An 18,347-nucleotide genomic window follows, 5' to 3' on the forward strand; every position below is an offset into this window, starting at 1 on the left:
ATGAAATCACCCAGTAATTATCCTATATTTTTAAAATCATTCTTTGCAATCTTATTATTATCTATAACTATTAATAATGTTTTCGCACAGGTAAAAGTAAGTGGCAAAATAACAGATGCACAAAATCGGCCAATTGCGCAGGCGACAATCAAATTAAAAAATGGCAAAAACCAACTAAATACCCATTCAGATTCTGCTGGAAATTTTTCAATTACAGCTCCAGATACAGCAACATATTCGCTCAGCGTTAGCGCAATTGGTTTTACCAGTTATAGTTCGATTTTACCAATAAACAAATCCGCTGATTTAAACATCCAAACCATTGTGCTCCTGGTTGCTGACGAAGAATTACAAACCGTGGAAGTTGTAGGCACAAATGGGAAGAAATATTATGGAAATTATTCATTTTCTGCCACCAAAACAGCGGCTTTAAATAAAGATATTCCGCAATCTATCTCTTCTGTTTCGAAAGAATTAATAGCTGATAGACAAGCAGCTGTTTTATCCGATGCAGTAAAAAACGTAACAAGTGTTTCGCAAAGTAGTTATTACAATCAATTCTCCATCCGCGGCATTAATCAGAATGAAGAAGGTGCAATTATAAATGATATGCGCACCAGGCAATATTATTTTAATCAGCCGTTAACGAATAACCTGGAAAGAATAGAGGTAATCAAAGGTCCTGCAAGCGCAACATTTTCTAGTGTAGATCCTGGCGGAAGCATTAATTTGGTTACCAAAAAGCCACTTGCAGAAGATCGTAAAGAAATCAGTATTTCGGCGGGGAGCTTTAGTACCGTTCGTGGCGCTCTTGATTTTACTGGACCATTAAACGATGATAAAACCTTGCTTTACAGATTAAACATCGGTTATGAGGATAGCAAAAGCTTTAGGGATTTACAATATCGAAAAGGTTATCTCATTTCGCCATCCATTTCTTATATCCCAAATGATAAAACCAGCCTAAATGTAGAAGTTGTTATGAATAACAGCAATTCTCGATTAGACAGAGGGCAGGCAATATTTGGTGCAATTGCAGGTAAAACGGATTTGCAGAGCACTCCGATTACTTTTAATATGGGTGCCAGTAACGATCGTTTCAACAGTCAGGATTTAATGCTAATGGCAAGTTTTTCTCATGCTTTAACAAAAAATATTACCTTCAATGTGGCTTATATGAAGCAAAACTGGACGGAAGATTTGCTAGAACACAGAACGACCAATGCATTTGCAGTAGACGAAAATAACCAGCCCATACCAACATTAGCCGCAATGAGAGCAGTACAAAGGCAGCAAAAATGGGGTACCGATAATTTGAGTACTTATTTGAGTATTAATGGAAACACTTTGAGATTGAAACATAAAATTATTGTTGGTTACGACAGATTAAACACACAAAAATTTAGAGGTGGCGGAGAAAATTCGGCACAAGGATACCGATTAAAGGATGGCACAATTGCCGCTAGATATGAGGTAACTAAAAAAGACCTTTATTTATTCAAATTGGTTAATGGTGTTAATGCACCTGTTCCGAATGTGGAGCATTTTAACTTATCTAATCCAACCTACACCATCAAAAATTTAAGTGATTATGTTTTTACTAAAACTGAAATTCCACCAGCATATTATCTTGTTAATGGGATTTACCTTCAAGATCAAATTAAATACGAAAGGTTAACATTAACGCTTGGTTTAAGGCAAGAATGGTATCAGGATTATAGCAATTATCAGTTAGTCAACGAAAAGAAAATTAAACAACATAAACTTTTACCAAGAGCTGGAATTACCTATGCGGTAACTTCAAATATTAACCTTTACGGCACTTATTTACAAGGTTATCAGCCACAAGGAAATACTTCATCCTTAGTTATTGTTCCTCCTCCTGCTGGCGCAAATTTTAAACCTTTAGAAAGTGATTTAAAAGAGATTGGCGCAAAATCTGAATGGTTAAACAAAAAGTTGATGGTAAATATTTCGCTGTTTGAAATCAACCAAAAAAACCTTTTAATGAATGCCAACGATCCTTTGGATGTAAACCGATTAATTGAGCGTGGTGCTCAAAGAAGCCGAGGATTGGAAATCGAAGCGTCTGGATTTTTACGACCAAATTGGCAGTTCAATGCAGGCTATAGCTATGTTGATGCAATAATTAAAGACGATTTCAATCCAGATTTAGTTGGACAAAGAGTACAAAATACCCCAAAAAATAGCGCAAGTTTTTGGAGTAGGTATGATTTTAAAGGAGCAGGAACATTAAAAGATATTGGATTAGGAGCTGGCGTACGATATAGTGGTACAAAACTTCCACTTTATATCAGAGATTTTGTGCTTCCTTTTTACACTTTGGTCGATGCAGCTTTGTATTATGCTCCATCAGGCAGAAAAGTTCAGCTTGCAGTAAATATGAACAACATTTTAAACAAAACATACTGGGTTGGTGCACAAAACTACCTGCGTCTTTTCCCAGGTACACCAAGAAATGTAATGTTTAACGTAACCTATAGAATATAATGCAAAATACAATTATCATCATAGGCAGGCAAACTTTTAAATCTGCTGTTGCCAACAAAGCCACACTAACGTTTACAATTTTGCTGGGCTTATCGCTTTGCTTAGCAACTTATGTTGGTTGGCAAAATTTCAGACAACAAAATAATCAACGTTTACATTATAAGGAAGTTGTGAGAGCGCAATGGCTTGCCAAGCCTGATAAGCACCCACACAGAATGGCGCATTACGGTTATCTTGCTTTTCGAGAGAAGCATGAACTTAGTTTTTTCGATTTCGGAATAGAGAGTTTTGCTGGTGTTTCTATTTTTTTAGAGGCGCACAAGCAAAATACAGTAAATTTTAGTGAAGCTGGTTTTTCTAATGGCATGCTTCGCTTCGGCGAAATTAGTGTTGCCATGGTACTTCAACTGCTTGTTCCGCTACTTATTTTCTTTTTAGGTTACAATAGTATTTCCGCAGAGCGGGAATCTGGAACGCTGAAAATACTTTTGTGTCAAAATGTGAGCTGGAAGCAGTTGCTTTGGGGCAAAACTTTAGGAATTATTTCCGTATGCCTGTCTATCTTCATTCCAATAATATTGCTTACCATTTTACTTTGGGCATCACTAAGCAATTGGCAAATTACTTTAGATGCAACATTGCGGTTATTAATCCTGATTTTAAGCTATTCAGTGTATTTTTTCGTGGCTTCAGCGATAACAGTTTTAGTTTCAGCATTTCAGCGAAATTCGAAATCTGCACTTATTACATTATTATCTTGCTGGATATTTTTTATGATTATTATGCCTAGGATTACTCAGGCTATTGGCGTAAAAATGCACTCAACACCTTCAAAAATAGAATTTGCAGATGCCGTTACCAACGATATTGAGAAACAAGGTGATAGCCACAACCCTGATGATGCACACTACGCTTCGATAAAAGATTCTTTGTTAAAAGCTTATCAAGTTGATGATGTAATAAAACTTCCGTTTAACTATAGTGGCTATATAATGGCCGAAGGCGAGAAAATCACTTCTGCAATTTATAGTTTGCATCAAAAAAGACTTAATCAAACTTTTGAGAAACAGAATGGCGTTAATACTATAGCAGGCTTTCTAAATCCTTACCTAGCGCTTAAAAACATTTCTATGGCACTTACGGGTTCTGATTTTAGAACTTATGTAGATTTCCAGAATCAGGCTGAACTTTACAGATATGGGCTGGCTCAAAAAATGAACAACCTGCAGATTGATAAAATCAGTAATATCTCTCCTGCATCAAATGGTAAACCGCTTGCAATAAGCAAGTCCAACTGGGCACAACAACCAGATTTTAATTATCATTTTAACACGGTAAGTACAGTTTTAGTTGATGAACTGTTGCCTTTAATTTCACAGCTCTGTTGGTTACTTGCTACAATTCTATTCCTTCAATACTCATCAAATTGGGTTAAAACAATTTAAAAACATGAGAAATAGCATATATAAACTAGAATTTAAATTATTTTTCAGAAATCCTTCGTCGCTAATTGGTATTGCAGTACTACTTTTATCAGGTTTTATTGGGCTTTATCTTGGCAAAACATTTATTCAGAAGCAAGAACTGGTAATTGAGAAGGCATCTGCTTTGCAAAAGAAAAACACCTTAACCAATGTAGAACATTTCGGAGATGAACTCGGGCTCTTGCTCTTCCACAATAAGTTTTCAATAGCTAATGTTCCTAATCCATGGGCTGCATTTGCAAACGGACAAAGAGATGTAAATCCTTATCTAATTTCGGTAACAATGCTTGGACTTGAAGGTCAAATTTATGATACTGACATTAACAATCCAGTAACCTTGCTCTTAGGTAATATGGATTTAAGTTTTGTATTTATTTTTCTGTTTCCTCTTGTAATTATTGCATTTAATTATAACCTGCTTTCAGCTCAAAAAGAAAGCGGCGTTTGGTCATTACTAAGGTCACAGTCTGATAAATCGCTAGGTATTATTTGGAAGAAAATGTTGGTTAGAATTGCTGTAATATTTTCAGTTGCCTTTCTATTAATTATTTCAGCAATAATTTATCTTGGATTACCAATTGATTTTACCTTAGCAATCACCTGTATATTAATTATACTTTATTTAACCTTTTGGTTTGGAGTTTCATTTTTATTTATCTCGTTTAATAAGTCTTCAAACTTTAATGCATCTGGATTGGTTGCAGTTTGGGTTATGCTTTGCATCGTAATTCCTGCATCTGTAAATCTGTTTTTAACGCAAAAGTTCCCTGTGCCAGAAGCTTTACAAAATGTAATTAATCAACGTGAAGGGTATCATGAGAAATGGGATAAGGCAAAAGAAGTGACAATGAAACCATTTTTTGAACATTATCCTCAGTTGAAAAAATATCCTTTCCCAGAAGAAAAAACATTTAGCTGGTATTGGTATTATGCCATGCAGCAAATGGGCGACGATCAGGCTTTTGAAAGTAGAAAAGCTGTTGAGCGTAAACTTCAATCAAGACAAGATTTTACCAGAATTATTGCGCTTTTCTTTCCATCAATTCAAACCCAAATTGCGATGAATGAATTGGCTAGTTCTGATTTAAATGCGCATTTGAACTTTCAAAATTCGGTTAGAAAATACCATGAGCTAATAAGATTAAACTTCTACCCGAGCATTTTTCAGGAAAAATTGGTAAGATCGACAAACCTCTTAGATTATAAATTACAAAAGTATAATCCAAAGCAAATCAGAACGGTATGGTCGGGTCTTTTTTCGATTTTAACTTCGATAATTTTGCTATTCAGTATTGCTTATCTTAATTTTAAAAGAGGAAAATTTGTTGACTAACCGTTAAAAAATGCAAAAAAAAGCCCTCGAATGTTTGTGAGGGCACTGAAAAAGTCCTTGTTAAAAATGTCGTATTAAATATTGAGAAAAAATGGTAGATAAGGCCTCTTAGAATCCTCTAAATGGAAAATAGAATTTAAGAGATTGCGAATATCATAAAGAAAAGGGCTTATGAATGTTTTATTCCATAAGCCCTTTTTAAATGGCTAGTTTTTCAGTGCCCTCATGTTTGTCGAGGGCTTTTTTCGTAAAAATTATTTTTAGAATTTATACGATAAGGTTGTCATAAACTGGCGTGGAGGAATTGGATTCACACTATAATTTTCATGTACGAAATAGTTTAATTCGTTTGTGATATTTGCAACTTTGGCAAGTAATGAAACTTTTTTCCAGGTATATCCTGCAGAAAAATCAAACGTAGTAAACGAATTTAAAGGAATCAATCTGCTATAGGCTTGGATTTTAGTATCATTGTATCCACCATTACGATCGCCTGTATAATAGGCTGAAGCGCCAAGTTTTAAACCTTTAATACTACCTTCTTGAAAGGTATAAAATAAAGTTCCATTGGCTGTATTTTTTGTAGATCCCACTAACCTTTGTCCTTCAATAGTACCACCAACAGTTACAGATCTTGTTGCGTTAGGGTTTGTGGCTGTAGGTGCAGGTACGGTAAGAATTGTTCGATCACGAGTTTCGGTGTAGCGGATAAAATTGTAGCTATAACCAGCAATAAAATTTAGTCCTTTAACAATTGTTCCAGTAATATCTAGTTCCAAACCATCGCTTAAGGTTTTTCCGTTAAGTTCTTTAATTGTAGCATCAACATTTGGAGTTCCTTGAGCATTAATAAGTGCTTGCTGAGCAAATTTATCATTAGAAATTCTGTACCAGGTTAAGTTAACAGATAATCTGCCTTTAAAAAGATCGTTTTTAACTCCAGCTTCGTACTGATCAACAGTTGATGGATCAAGCGGTGCTAAATTAATATCGGTTCCAGTATTTTGAATAAAATTACTAGCGTAACTTGCATAAATTGAAGTTGTTTTTAATGGCTGATAAATTAAACCGAATTTCGGGGTGAAAGCACTTTCAACTTTTGATTTATCTAAGCTATTTACACTTAAGCTTTGCACACCAGTTGCCAGATTGGTGGTAACTGTTCTTGGAGTTTTTTGGAAAGTATAACGAACACCTGCAAGAACTTTAAATTGATCCGTTATCGAAATTAAATCTTGTACAAATGCTCCCATACGATAAAGTGGCGCAAAAGTTTGAGTGGTCATAGTTGCGCTTGGCTCAATACCGCTTCCAAAATAACTAGATGGATCGAGTAAATTTACGTTCCCGTAATTAAAGGCAGTAAGATTATTATTAAAAGTAAAAGTACCGCTTGTTGTTTTAGATTGATCTGCATCTGCACCAACCAGTAAGGTATGCGATATAGAACCCGTTTTAAATGATCCGTTTAAATTAATTTGCTCGTTATAAGTAAATTCTTTTGATTTAGAACGTGTAACATTACGTTGCGCAAAACCATAAGGTAATGCCGTTGCAGCAAGCTGATCAGCAAAAGGACGTTCAGCACTAAAGTAATTACGATTGTAGGATTGAATGTTAGCTAATACATTTATTTTCCACGAATCATTAAATTTATGATTAATACTTAATTGAGATGTAACGGTATTTGTTTGATTATAAGCCCAAGGCGCATTTACGAAGGCGCCGCGACCGATATCAATTATTTGATTATTAACTGTACCTATACCAAAATCTGGTGTCATATCACTTTTCAAATAATCACCTTGTAGTAAAATATCAGTTTTCTCGCTAATTTTGTATAACAAAGATGGGTTCACATAAATTCTGTTAGATTTAACTGAATTTCTGAAACTTCCTGCATTTTCATAAGTCCCGATAGCACGGAATGCCAGCTTCTTAGAAATCGGGCCATAAAGATCTAATGTTGGTTTGTATAGGTCATAGCTTCCGCCTCTCATCGAAACCTCGCCACCGTACTCGAATTTAGGTTTTTTAGTTACCAAATTTACAACAGCACCACCAGTAACACCACCATATAATAGCGCTGCACTACCTTTTAAAACCTCAACAGATTCTAATGTACTTGTTTCGGGCATGCCACCACTTGTTGCACGAGAACCGTTTTTAAATATGTTATTTGCACCTAAACTGTATCCACGTGCAAAAAAAGTTTCACCACTTACCGAACCACGGTTTTCGCCAAAAGCAACGCCATTAACGTTTTTCAATACATCGCTCAAACGATTTGCTTGTTGATCAGTTATAACCTGATTACCAATAATCTGAACTGATTGAGGCAAGTCCATTGGAGCAATAGCTATTTTACCCAAATTAACAGGTTTTTTATTTGGCGTTCTGTAACCGTTTATCGCAACTTCATCTAATTGAGACGAAGATTCTGTTGTAGAGAAAGTAATTTGAGAAACTTGATTCGCTGTAACGGCAACTTGTTTTTCTTGTACAGAAACTCCTATAGCAGATATTTTGATGATGTATGATCCAGGTGCAACATTTTTGATTAAAAAGTTTCCTTTCTCATCTGTTTGTGTTGTTTTATTCGTGCTTTTTAAACCAACGCTTACATAAGCAGCTGGATTTCCATCACTCGTTTTGATTGTTCCAGATACCGATCCGTTCTGCGATTGTGCACTTACAGTTCCTGCAAAAAACAGGCACAGTAATAGACAATTAAAAATTTGGGTAAATTTTTTATACATCTTATTTATATTAATTCTTAGTTGGCGCAAAGAAATGATTAAATTTTTGAAACAACAAATTATTTTTAATTATTCTAAATAAAAATTAAATACGTACAAATGAGCGTTGTATTAATGTTCCTTTGTTAACTTTGCTAATAATTATGAAGTATTCTCTTTTGAAAATTAGTTTAATTACCTCATTTCTGTTTTTATTTTCTATATGCCATGGGCAAGTATTGAGAAACAGAACTACTCTTTTGATGGGCAGCCGATTTGATATTACAATTGTTGATAAAGATTCTTTATCAGCAGAAAATAATATTGATACGGTTATTGCCGAAATTAGCCGAATCGAGTTTTTAATTTCTGATTGGAAACCGAGTTCTCAGATTTCGGAGGTTAACAGAAATGCAGGCGAAAAGCCAGTTAAGGTTGATAAAGAAGTTTTAGAACTCACTAAAAGAGCTTTAAATCTTTCTAAAATTACAGGCGGTGCATTTGATATCAGCTTTGCTGCAATGGATAAAATTTGGAAATTTGATGGCTCTATGACGGCAATGCCAACTCCCGATGCCATAAAAAAATCTGTGGAAAAAGTTGGCTATAAAAATATCATTCTGGATAGCATTAACTCAACCATATTTTTAAAATTTAAAGGCATGAAAATTGGTTTTGGTGCTTTAGGCGAAGGTTATGCTGCTGATCAGTGTAGAGATATGATGTTAAAAAGAGGTATAAAAGCTGGCATTGTTAATGGTTCTGGCGATATGAGTACCTGGGGCAAAAATCCGAACGGCCAAAACTGGACTGTTGGTTTAACCAATCCTTTTCATAAAGATAAACTTTTTGCTGCCGTTCCATTACACAATAGTGCCGTGGTAACGTCTGGTAGTTATGAAAAATTTGTTGTTTTTAACGGCAAGCGCTATTCCCACATCATTAATCCAGTAACGGGCTACCCAGCAACGGGTTTAACTAGCGTAACTGTTTTTGGTCCTGATGCAGAAGTTGCCAATGGCTTTAGCACTTCGATAATGGTGTTGGGAAAAGAAGCAGGATTAAAGTTTATTAATAGCTTCCCTAAATTTAGTTGTATAATGTTTGGCGATGATGGTAAAGTTATCTTATCGAAAAACTTAAGCAAAAAAACGGTAGGCAGCTGGAAGAAATTGTTATAAAATTTTTCCCTAAAATGCCGCTTCGAATATTACAAGAAAACATTTTAGTAAAGAAATTCTTAGGTGAGTCAAAATAAAGGATTTATCTTTTCCGCTGCATTTCAATAGAAATGACGATAACCATTTTCTTAATAACAATCCATTAAAACCTGTCCATGCGATTGGTAATAACTAATGCTCCTGTTTTCTTCTCGTTGGCATAAAATTTCCAACCATTCTATGATATCATTTTGCATACTCAAAGAACCGCAAAGCATAATAACTCCGTCACTTTTCAAGGCTTTTAAAACTAACGCTGCATCTTTAGTTAATAAGTCTTTTACATATTGTTTTTCACCTTCTCTCGAATATGCTACATTTAACTTAGTTAATTTATCCAGTTCAGTTTTTAAAGCATTTTCATAAAGTTCGAAAGATAATTTATTTCTAAAACCGCAATAAAGGTGAATATTTCTTCCTTTACTATGTTGATCGAGCATCCCTAAAAATGGTGCAATGCCTGTTCCATTGGATATCATGATTACAGTTTTTGCCTTCGATGGGAAATGGAAATGTTCGTTCTTTATAATAGATGCGTTAAGCACCTGTCCTATTTCTAATCTATGTAGAAATCCAGAACCTAAACCTCCAGCGTGTAGTTTAACACTTAACTGAACATCTTTCCCCATTCTGCCAATCGAATATTGGCGTTCTCTGTAGTCGTTTGCAGGATAAATTGCAAGCAAATCTCCAGATGTAAATCGCATTCTCTTTTTCGGGCTTAAACGAATAATAAATGAAGTTTCAGCATTTGTAGAAACTGTTTTTTCTACAACTGAGAATTGCTGCATTTTTACAGGTTTCGTTTCTAATAGTTTAGATAACGATGTTAATTCTACATCACATGTTTGTGCCCATAAAGTTGCCCATTTAGTAAATTCTTCTGGCGAACGATCGTTAACGGTATGAATTTCCAATAAAGGTTTTGCCCAATCCTGATGAGATAAGGCATTATTAACTTCGTAGCCAAATTTGCAAAAATCGGGATAAGCATGAGAGCCAAAAGCAACGACAGAAAACTGTACGGAATTTAATTGTTTGTATTTCTCCAGTAGCGAAATAAATTTAGATGAATTTGTTGGTGCATCGCCCAAACCATAAGTTGCTGTTAAAACGATTAACTGTTTTGCTTTAGGAAAAACCTTGTAATTATTTAATTGCCCAATAAAAGAAGTCTTTCCGCTTTTTAACAACTGTTGATGAATGGCTTTGGCAAAACGAAAAGTAGTGCCATTTTCTGAACCAACTAAAATAATGAATTCTGCCTGGTCGAATTTGTATTTATTTTTAACCTGACTAGATCGCCTTTTCCACCAGATTACAAAACCCGAATAAATGAAAAACAAAATATTTGCGGAAGCTATTGCTAAAATGATTGCCCAAATTGAATTGGTTCTGCCTGTGTGCAAATCCATGCTTAAAGTAGTTAACAGTTTTGCTTTCGAATAAGGTTTTTCAGTTAAAACCTCGCCCGTAAGTTGATTAACAGTAATTTCCTTGTCGCTTAGTTTAAGGGTAAAATAGTCTTCAACATCTTCAGAAAAAGGAAATTCTATAGATTGAACATCAGCAAGCTTTGTATTTTTAAAAACATCAAAATCAGTAACTTTTTTTTCAGGATTTGATTTTATCGCATCGAAATCAATCTTATGAGAAATCTTTTGTTCTTTAATAACTTCGAAAGTTTTTAAGGACATTATTGTTCCAGTAACCGAAATAACGATAATGGGAATTAACAAAAGTCGACCTAAAACAACATGATAGTACTGAGCGAAATTATCTTTTACAATTTTCGAAAAAAATCTTTTCAAACTTCGCTGGCGCTGAATAATCAGAACCGTACCTGAAGTCGCAATAAGGAATAACAGGAATGAGGTTAAACCAACGAAAAATCGACCTAACTGATGCAAAAAAAGCGATCGATGAAGCGAAGTAATCCATTGAAAAAACTCATTCTCCTTCGCTACTTTACCTAAAGATTTTCCAGTAAGCGGATCGATATAAAATTTACCAGAATTATCGTTCAGGTCAGTTGCATCAACAACCATAAATTGGTTATAATCTACACTTACCTCAATAATATCGGTATAGTTTTTTGTTAAGGCCGGAACAACTTGCGAAATAGTAAGTTGATTAAAATTTTTAGCCTTGTAGGATTGCGTTTTTTCGGTAATTGGTTTAAATGAAAGGATAATTCCAGTTACCGATGCCAGGGTTATAAAAAGAAAAGAAGATACGGCCAGTGCTAAGTGGCTGTATCTCCAAATTGAAATTGTCATTTATAAAATTTATTAGTTCGCACTTAAACGAACATATCTGATGTAACCAGTTCCTTCAGTTTTAGCAGCAAGCCCTTCTGTTGTTAAAGGCACTTCTAAATCTTTAACGTAGTATTTTTTATCTTCTACCGCCGATTCGAAACGTAAAGTATAACCTTTGTTAATTTTCGAATCTTCGATTTCAAATGTTGTTACGCTTCTATCACCACCAGTTACCGATGCGCCTGTAATTGCACTAATATTTGTAGGTTTTTTCTTAAAAAACTTATGCCATTCTTTAAAATCTGGATACCACTTTTTATCAGAACCCATTATATATAATGTTTTTTCATATGCACCTTTAGCATCAACCAAAGAAACTACAATGTAAGCACCCTCACCCATGTAATTAGTCATCTGCAACATGCATTTGTATTTTGTAGCTTTTTGAGCCATTGATGCATAAGAAGTAGAAAATATCAAACCTAACCCAAGGCATATTTTATAAAAATTGTTCATTATTTTATTTTAAAAAGTCTATTGCTATTTTGTTCTTAGATAAAAATTCGTTTTCTGTAGCTAAATCAAAAGGTGTTTCTTTAAATTCTGTAGTAATATCTTTTTTAGCTCCGATAGAAATCAAATATTTCATTAATGCTGTGTCTTTCGCCGTCATTGCTGCTTTATGCAATGCAGTATAACCTTCTTTATTTTTAAGGTTTACATCAACCTTTAAAGGTTCGATCCGTTTTAAAAGCGCTAAATCATTTTTAGCAACTGCTAAGTGGTATAAAGAATTCCCATTTGGTTGAACAGCTTTTACATCAAAGCCTTTATCGGTAAGTAGTTTAAATTTAGCTTCAAAATCTTCCATACCACGTGGATTGTAGGCTTGCAAAAGATATGCAGAAATGTTATCGCCACTTTTATCTACAATATTAATATCTGCTCCTTTATCTAATAAAAACTTAACAACATCAGCTGAATTACCACGAACGGCTAATGCCAACGCAGAAACACCTTTTACATTTACTTGGTTAATGTTTTTAACGCTTTTAGATAATAATTCTAGCGTAGGTAAATCTCTGTTAGAACCAGCTGCAACCATAAAGGCTGAATTACCTTCTTTATCAGCAAGATTAATATCTACGCCTTTAGAGATAAAATAATTGATAATTTCTTCTTGTTTTGGTTTGCGGGCAATATAGTAAAGCGCATTTTCGCCATTTGTGCCAATTGCTGTGGGTTTAATTTTTAACCCTTCTAAATATTTAAAAACTTCTAACGAATTAGAAGTACCTCGACCACCTTGTGCAGCCATAATCATTGCATTATCATTATACTTAACACCTTTTTGAATTAATTTATTCATCAATTCGATGTTACCGCTTTTTGCAGCATAATTAAAAGCAGTGTTACCAGTAGCGTCTTTGCTGTTAAGATCTAGGCCTTTAGAAACGAAATAATCTGTAAGCGCAAAATCTTTATCATTTGCGATAGCAATTAACAATGCATTTGCTCCGTCATGATTAAGATCTTTTTTAATGTCTGCTCCTTTTTGAATTAATAAATCGTACACTTTTGTGTTTTGCTGACCAGCTGCAGCAGCAAAAGTTAAGGCAGTATATCCGTGACTATCCTGAATATCTACTTTAGATCCATTTTTTAAAAGGTACTCCATTACTGGAACATTTCCCCGTTGAGCCGCCCAAATAAGGTATGTTCTGCTATCGTGTGTTATTTTGTTTACATCATTTCCAGGCTGAGCCAGAAGAAATAAAATAGATTCTTGTGGCGCGTTACTGTTAATTGCATAAACAACTGCATCAAATGATGATGCATTAAGTTCTGATGGATTGCTTCCTTTAGCAATTTCTGCCTTAATAGAAGCCAAATCTGTATTTCCTTTCCAGAATGCCTGATCGAAAAAAGTGTTTTTTTGAGCCTGTGCACTCAAAGAAGCTATTGTCAGAATAGCCAGGATGATTTTTTTCATTTTAGAGCTAAGTATTTTGTGATTTATAATTCGATAGTCTATATAATTATTCAATAACAGACTAAAAGAATTTCGGCTAAGTTAACAAGAATCATTCTAAATAATAAACGTTATGAGCTTTTTATTTAAATTAATTAAAAATTACTCGTTTTGTATCAAAAAAAATAAACCGTTGAATGTTTGTTCAACGGTTTAAATCCATTATAAAAAGTTATTTGTCCCACCAAATTTTATCTACAGTAACTTGATCGCTACCCTGCTTACTGGCTTCAGCGTTGTTAGTTTGTCTTTCCGATTCGGGATACATTAAACGCAACGGTCTTGCTGTTGCAGAAGGCGCAAGTAGAGAATTTGGAATCGCAGGTAAACTTAGTCTTCTGTAATCGCTCCAGGCTTCAATCCCACTAATGCTGTTCATAGAAAGCCATTTTTGAGTTATAATTGCACTTATTTTATCGGTAGCTTGATCTAAATTTACAGTTGCCTGAGCATTGTAAGCTGCAAAACTTGCTGCTGGAACTTCAGTATAAGCAAATGAAGCTTGAATACCTTGCTCGTAAAAAGTTTTTGCACTTCCTGTAATCCAGCCACGCTGAGCTGCTTCTGCCTGTAAAAACAAACTTTCGAAAGCACCCATTAAAACTAAGGGTTGCAAAGCATTCTTCAATAAACCAGCTGCTGCACTTGCATTTTCTTGTGGTCCACGAAGTGCCGATGTTGCCGCTCTGTTATACTCTCCCGCAGCATTTGGATTTCCGAATAATACGCCTTTATAATCTCCAGCAGCAAGCTGATAAACTTTAGCCATACGCGGATCGTTACGTTGTTTGTATTGATCAATTAAGAAAACTGTTGGCCGTAAATTATCGAAAGCAGCAGTTGTTGCTCCTTGAACGTTGCGGTAATAAGTATCCCAGAATGGATTAATTTTGCCAGCTGTGTTTTCATAGCCTGGTTTTAACGTAACATTTTGAGTTAATTCTAAGTAACCACTTCCTTCTGCTACTATTTTCTGAATTTCAGCCGCAACATAAGTGTTGTTATTGGTTTCACTTTGGCGGATAAGTGCTCGTAATTTTATTGTATTTCCAAATTTAGCCCACAATTGTTTCGAGCCTCCAAAAATAACATCTGCTCTGGCAATTGATGGATCAGCAGCGGCTGCTTTAACTTCGTTGATTCCTTCTGTTATCAGATTTACAGATTTTTGATAAACAACTTGCCCACTTTCATAACGTGGGGTTGGAAATTTTGTTCCTTGCAAAGCATCATCGAAAGGAATGTTATTGTAGATATCAACCAATCTTAAAAAGTGCCATCCTTGCATAATTTTAGATATTCCTGTATAATATCCTGCACCTTCAGCTTGCCCTTGCTCTTTAATTAATTGATAATAAAGTAAGTTTTGAAAACCGTTTTCCCAAATTGGAATACCATCTCTTTGGTGCCTGATAGAAGGACCATCATAACTTTTTTCTTTAAAATACTGGTTAATGCCTTCACTGTTTGTTCCCCAATAACCGCCCCAAAAGGAGCCCAATTGATTAAGTTGAATCGCTTCTTGATTTACTGTACTTAAAAGAGCAGCAGGTAATTTAGAACTCAATGGCAAATTTTGGTTTACTGGATTGTTTGGATCATCATTTACATCTAAAAATTTTTCGCAAGAACTTAATCCAACAGTGATTAATGCTGCGAACAGATATATATTTAAATTTCTTTTCATTTTTATTTCTTTAAAATACCACGTTAACATTAAACCCAAATGTTCTGTATGGAGGAACTTGTCTAAAACTTATATACCCATCTGTATCATTGTATAAATACTCTGGATCGCCATAGGTATTATCTTTATGTCTGATTAAAAATAAATTGTTTGCAATAAAACTGATTCTTGCTTCTTTGATTACGTTTTGTTTTGCCAATAATTTTGCTGGCAAATTATAGGTAACGTTAAGCTCACGCATTTTAAAATAGTCAGATTTTGCAGCAGTATTACTTTGAACAGCTCCTTGAGCTTGCCAAAAAGCTTTATCGCCTCTTGATAATACAGTTGTATTTGGTGTAAAAACACCTGGAGCCGTTTCTATTACCGAATTTGGGTAAATAAAAGGCTGGCGATTAAATTCTACAGTTGCTGGGTGTGTACCTGCAGTGTACATTCTTGGTACAATCTCAGAGTATAACCATCCGCCCATTCTCCAATCGAATTGTGCACCTAAACTGATATTTTTATAAGTTAATGTTGTATTTAAACCCATTTGATGGGGTGGTACCATTGTTCCCAAATGCACTGGATCTGTAGCTACAATTGGGTTACCGTTTGCAGGATTGATTACGACATTGCCATTCCCATCTCTTTTGTAATCGCTAACTTGTAAGCTTGGGTAAGCCTGCCCTATATTGGCGTAAGATTGACGGAAAATATTAAACGACTCTAATCCCTGGAATAATTCTTTAACCTGATTATTAATATAGGTATAGTTAAAACCTAAGTTCCACTTAAAGTTGGCATTACGAACAATATCTCCGTTCAGATTTAATTCGATAACACTGTTAGTTAATCTACCTGCATTTACCCTTGCACTTGCATAACCTGTGGCACGAGAAGTGGTTGCATTAAAAATCTGACCTTTCGAATCAGAGAATACATAAGCCCCTTCAAAGTTTAAACGATTATTAAATAAACCCAATTGAATTCCAGCTTCGTAAGAGGTAACAAATTCGGGTTCGATATTTGGATTTGGAAAAGTTGATCCTGGAAGGAAACCAACTAAATTTCCAAATGGAAAACCATTTACTTGCGAATAAGGATTGTTTAATGAATATGGATTTAAGGTATTATTTCCTGTTTTGTTATACGATGCATAAACCTTACCAAAAGATAGTGTTTTGCTATTTTTTAACCCTTTAATGGCTTCAGAAAATACAAATGAGGTACTTACTCCTGGGTAGAAATAAGAGCGATTTTCTTTACTCAACGTAGAAACCCAATCGTTTCTTCCTGTTAAGGTTAAGAATAAATAGTTGTTATAACCCGCAGTAAACTCTCCATAAGTTGCTAAAGATCTGTATTCGGTAATCGTGCTTCTTCCTGCCAATTGCCCTAATGCACTTCCTTGATTAAACAAATCGGGAAAAAGAAGATTTGCCGAGCTTAAGTTATGGGCTTTTGTGTAATCGCTTCTTAAATTCTGGCCTACTAATAAACGAGTGGTAAATTTTCCAAAATCCTTATTAAAGTTTAAAATTAAGTCGCTGTTAACCTTTCTAAAATTATCAGAACCATCATTTACAGAACCATTCACATTTCTTTGTCCTGTTGATTCGAATTTACCAACTGTACTTCTGGTTTCGGCAGCAGTTGAGTAATATCCAAAGCGGTATAAAGCTTTAAACCACGAGGTAAATTGATAATCCAACTCAATTTTTCCTGTTAAAGTTTGTTGTTTGGTATCATCTCGATAATTATCAATCTGGAAATAAGGATTTTTTTGCTGATCCGTAAAGAAATTAGCTGGATTAGCTGTAGAACTTCTATCCTGCCAGTTTTTCATGTTAGTATAGTCGAAATTTGCAGGCAATTGATATGCTGTTATCCAAGGTCCATCAGGTGTAGTATTTTTATTAAAAAGCACGTAGTTTACAGCGTACGATGTATTTAATTTACCAAATTTTCTGGTTCCATTAAATCTCGCACCTGTTCTTCTACTTTCATCTTCAGGCATTATACCTTTTATCGATACATCTTGAACAGAGAAAAAATAAGTCGTTTTATCATCCCCCCCAGAAAAGGAAAGGTCGTTTTGCATATTTAAACCAGTATCGAAAAGATTTAATCGGGCATCCTGATCTGGTGCTGCATATAGCGATTGTGGTTGAGTTCCATTTGGCAAAACAGCACCAAAGTTTTTCATTGTACCATCAAATGCTGGGCCCCAGCTTTCGTATTGTGTAGGCACATAAGCTCCATTTACCCCTTGCCCAAAAGTATTCTGAGCTGGTGGTAACATCATCACTTTAGAAAACGTTGTGGTGTTAGAAAAAGTAACTCTTCCTTTACCTTTAGCCCCTTGCTTAGTCGTAATCATAATCGCACCGTTAACACCTTCCGAACCATAAAGTGCGGCCGCATTAGCACCTTTTAAAACGGTAATTTCTTCAATATCGTTAGGATTAATTCTGCCAATTGTTGGTACAGGAACACCATCTAAAACATAAATTGGTTCGTTTTTAGTTCGGTTTAAAGATCTCGAACCACGCATAACAATCTGAATTTGTGGATCGACCTTACTATCGTACATATTTACACGTAAACCCGAAACCTTACTGGTTAAACCAGTTAAAGGATTAATAGCTTTCCCCTGATTCAGGTAATCGTTCTTTAAGCTCTGCGTACTTGTACCCAACTCTCTTGCCGAGCGTTTAATACCTAAAGCACCAGTAACTACAAGTTCAGCCAATTGGTTTTCTTCGGTAGTTAAAGTTATAAAAAGTGGTGTGTTTGCGTTGTTTAAAGCAATAACCTGTCTTTTATAGCCAATATAAGCTATAGATAATTTGTCCCCAGAATCGGCTGAAATTGAGAACTCTCCTTGATTATCGGCATAAACACTTTCGTTTTTACCTTCTACAAATATTGTTGCACCAGCCAGAGGCTTCCGCTCTGCATCTGTTACTTTTCCCTTGAACATGATTTTCTGAGCATTGGCATATAGAGAGAATGCGAATACACAGAAAAGCATAAGTAAACTTTTCTTCATATATTTTTTGTCAATTAATGATTTTGTTACTAATATTATTTATA

General features: G+C 34.9%; 10 protein-coding genes. 4 read left to right on the forward strand and 6 right to left on the reverse strand.

What is annotated here, in order from left to right:
• The 3 genes from ACZZZI_RS20245 to ACZZZI_RS20255 are packed head-to-tail and all read left to right on the forward strand — an operon-like array spanning position 1 to position 5,328.
• Positions 1 to 2,511, forward strand: coding sequence for a TonB-dependent siderophore receptor (locus ACZZZI_RS20245; RefSeq protein WP_463491017.1), 2,511 nt, complete (start codon positions 1 to 3; stop codon positions 2,509 to 2,511).
• Complete coding sequence (locus ACZZZI_RS20250) at positions 2,511 to 3,956, forward strand: ABC transporter permease (RefSeq protein WP_463491019.1); 1,446 nt, start codon at positions 2,511 to 2,513, stop codon at positions 3,954 to 3,956. The genes ACZZZI_RS20245 and ACZZZI_RS20250 overlap by 1 nt, the downstream gene beginning before the upstream one ends.
• A 4-nt stretch (positions 3,957 to 3,960) precedes the next feature.
• On the forward strand, positions 3,961 to 5,328 hold the full coding sequence (locus ACZZZI_RS20255) for a DUF3526 domain-containing protein (RefSeq protein WP_463491021.1): 1,368 nt from the start codon (positions 3,961 to 3,963) through the stop codon (positions 5,326 to 5,328).
• Between the two features lie 260 nt (positions 5,329 to 5,588).
• On the opposite strand, the gene ACZZZI_RS20260 is transcribed toward ACZZZI_RS20255, so the two are convergent.
• Complete coding sequence (locus ACZZZI_RS20260) at positions 5,589 to 8,087, reverse strand: TonB-dependent siderophore receptor (RefSeq protein ID WP_463491023.1); 2,499 nt, start codon at positions 8,085 to 8,087, stop codon at positions 5,589 to 5,591.
• A gap of 143 nt (positions 8,088 to 8,230) precedes the next feature.
• Between ACZZZI_RS20260 and ACZZZI_RS20265 the strand changes: the two genes are divergently transcribed.
• Positions 8,231 to 9,247, forward strand: a complete 1,017-nt coding sequence (locus ACZZZI_RS20265) for an FAD:protein FMN transferase (protein WP_463491025.1) — start codon at positions 8,231 to 8,233, stop codon at positions 9,245 to 9,247.
• A 128-nt stretch (positions 9,248 to 9,375) separates the two neighbouring features.
• Here ACZZZI_RS20265 and ACZZZI_RS20270 read toward each other — a convergent pair whose 3' ends face one another.
• The 5 genes from ACZZZI_RS20270 to ACZZZI_RS20290 all read right to left on the reverse strand — a co-directional run bounded on the left by ACZZZI_RS20270 (position 9,376) and on the right by ACZZZI_RS20290 (position 18,303).
• Positions 9,376 to 11,565, reverse strand: a complete 2,190-nt coding sequence (locus ACZZZI_RS20270; RefSeq protein ID WP_463491027.1) for a PepSY domain-containing protein — start codon at positions 11,563 to 11,565, stop codon at positions 9,376 to 9,378.
• A 12-nt stretch (positions 11,566 to 11,577) separates the two neighbouring features.
• Complete coding sequence (locus tag ACZZZI_RS20275) at positions 11,578 to 12,063, reverse strand: DUF2271 domain-containing protein (RefSeq protein ID WP_316757935.1); 486 nt, start codon at positions 12,061 to 12,063, stop codon at positions 11,578 to 11,580.
• A 4-nt stretch (positions 12,064 to 12,067) separates the two neighbouring features.
• Positions 12,068 to 13,540 carry an ankyrin repeat domain-containing protein gene (locus tag ACZZZI_RS20280; protein ID WP_463491029.1) on the reverse strand — a complete coding sequence of 491 codons (1,473 nt, stop codon included), beginning with the start codon at positions 13,538 to 13,540 and terminating at the stop codon, positions 12,068 to 12,070.
• Between the two features lie 211 nt (positions 13,541 to 13,751).
• Entirely contained in the window at positions 13,752 to 15,266 is a 1,515-nt protein-coding gene (locus ACZZZI_RS20285; RefSeq protein WP_463491031.1) for a SusD/RagB family nutrient-binding outer membrane lipoprotein, read from the reverse strand.
• A gap of 10 nt (positions 15,267 to 15,276) precedes the next feature.
• Positions 15,277 to 18,303 (reverse strand): SusC/RagA family TonB-linked outer membrane protein, encoded by a 3,027-nt coding sequence (locus ACZZZI_RS20290; RefSeq protein ID WP_463491033.1) that lies wholly within the window; start codon positions 18,301 to 18,303, stop codon positions 15,277 to 15,279.
• Positions 18,304 to 18,347 lie beyond the last annotated feature (44 nt).

The sequence above is a fragment of the Pedobacter sp. AC190 genome, from assembly GCF_979258025.1.

Bases quoted from the DNA above. Each gene is read 5' to 3' on its own strand.
- ACZZZI_RS20280 (WP_463491029.1), bottom strand. From the start codon at position 13,540: ATGAAAAAAATCATCCTGGCTATTCTGACAATAGCTTCTTTGAGTGCA.
- ACZZZI_RS20250 (WP_463491019.1), top strand. From the start codon at position 2,511: ATGCAAAATACAATTATCATCATAGGCAGGCAAACTTTTAAATCTGCT.
- ACZZZI_RS20255 (WP_463491021.1), top strand. From the start codon at position 3,961: ATGAGAAATAGCATATATAAACTAGAATTTAAATTATTTTTCAGAAAT.
- ACZZZI_RS20275 (WP_316757935.1), bottom strand. From the start codon at position 12,063: ATGAACAATTTTTATAAAATATGCCTTGGGTTAGGTTTGATATTTTCT.
- ACZZZI_RS20260 (WP_463491023.1), bottom strand. From the start codon at position 8,087: ATGTATAAAAAATTTACCCAAATTTTTAATTGTCTATTACTGTGCCTG.
- ACZZZI_RS20245 (WP_463491017.1), top strand. From the start codon at position 1: ATGAAATCACCCAGTAATTATCCTATATTTTTAAAATCATTCTTTGCA.
- ACZZZI_RS20270 (WP_463491027.1), bottom strand. From the start codon at position 11,565: ATGACAATTTCAATTTGGAGATACAGCCACTTAGCACTGGCCGTATCT.
- ACZZZI_RS20265 (WP_463491025.1), top strand. From the start codon at position 8,231: ATGAAGTATTCTCTTTTGAAAATTAGTTTAATTACCTCATTTCTGTTT.
- ACZZZI_RS20285 (WP_463491031.1), bottom strand. From the start codon at position 15,266: ATGAAAAGAAATTTAAATATATATCTGTTCGCAGCATTAATCACTGTT.
- ACZZZI_RS20290 (WP_463491033.1), bottom strand. From the start codon at position 18,303: ATGAAGAAAAGTTTACTTATGCTTTTCTGTGTATTCGCATTCTCTCTA.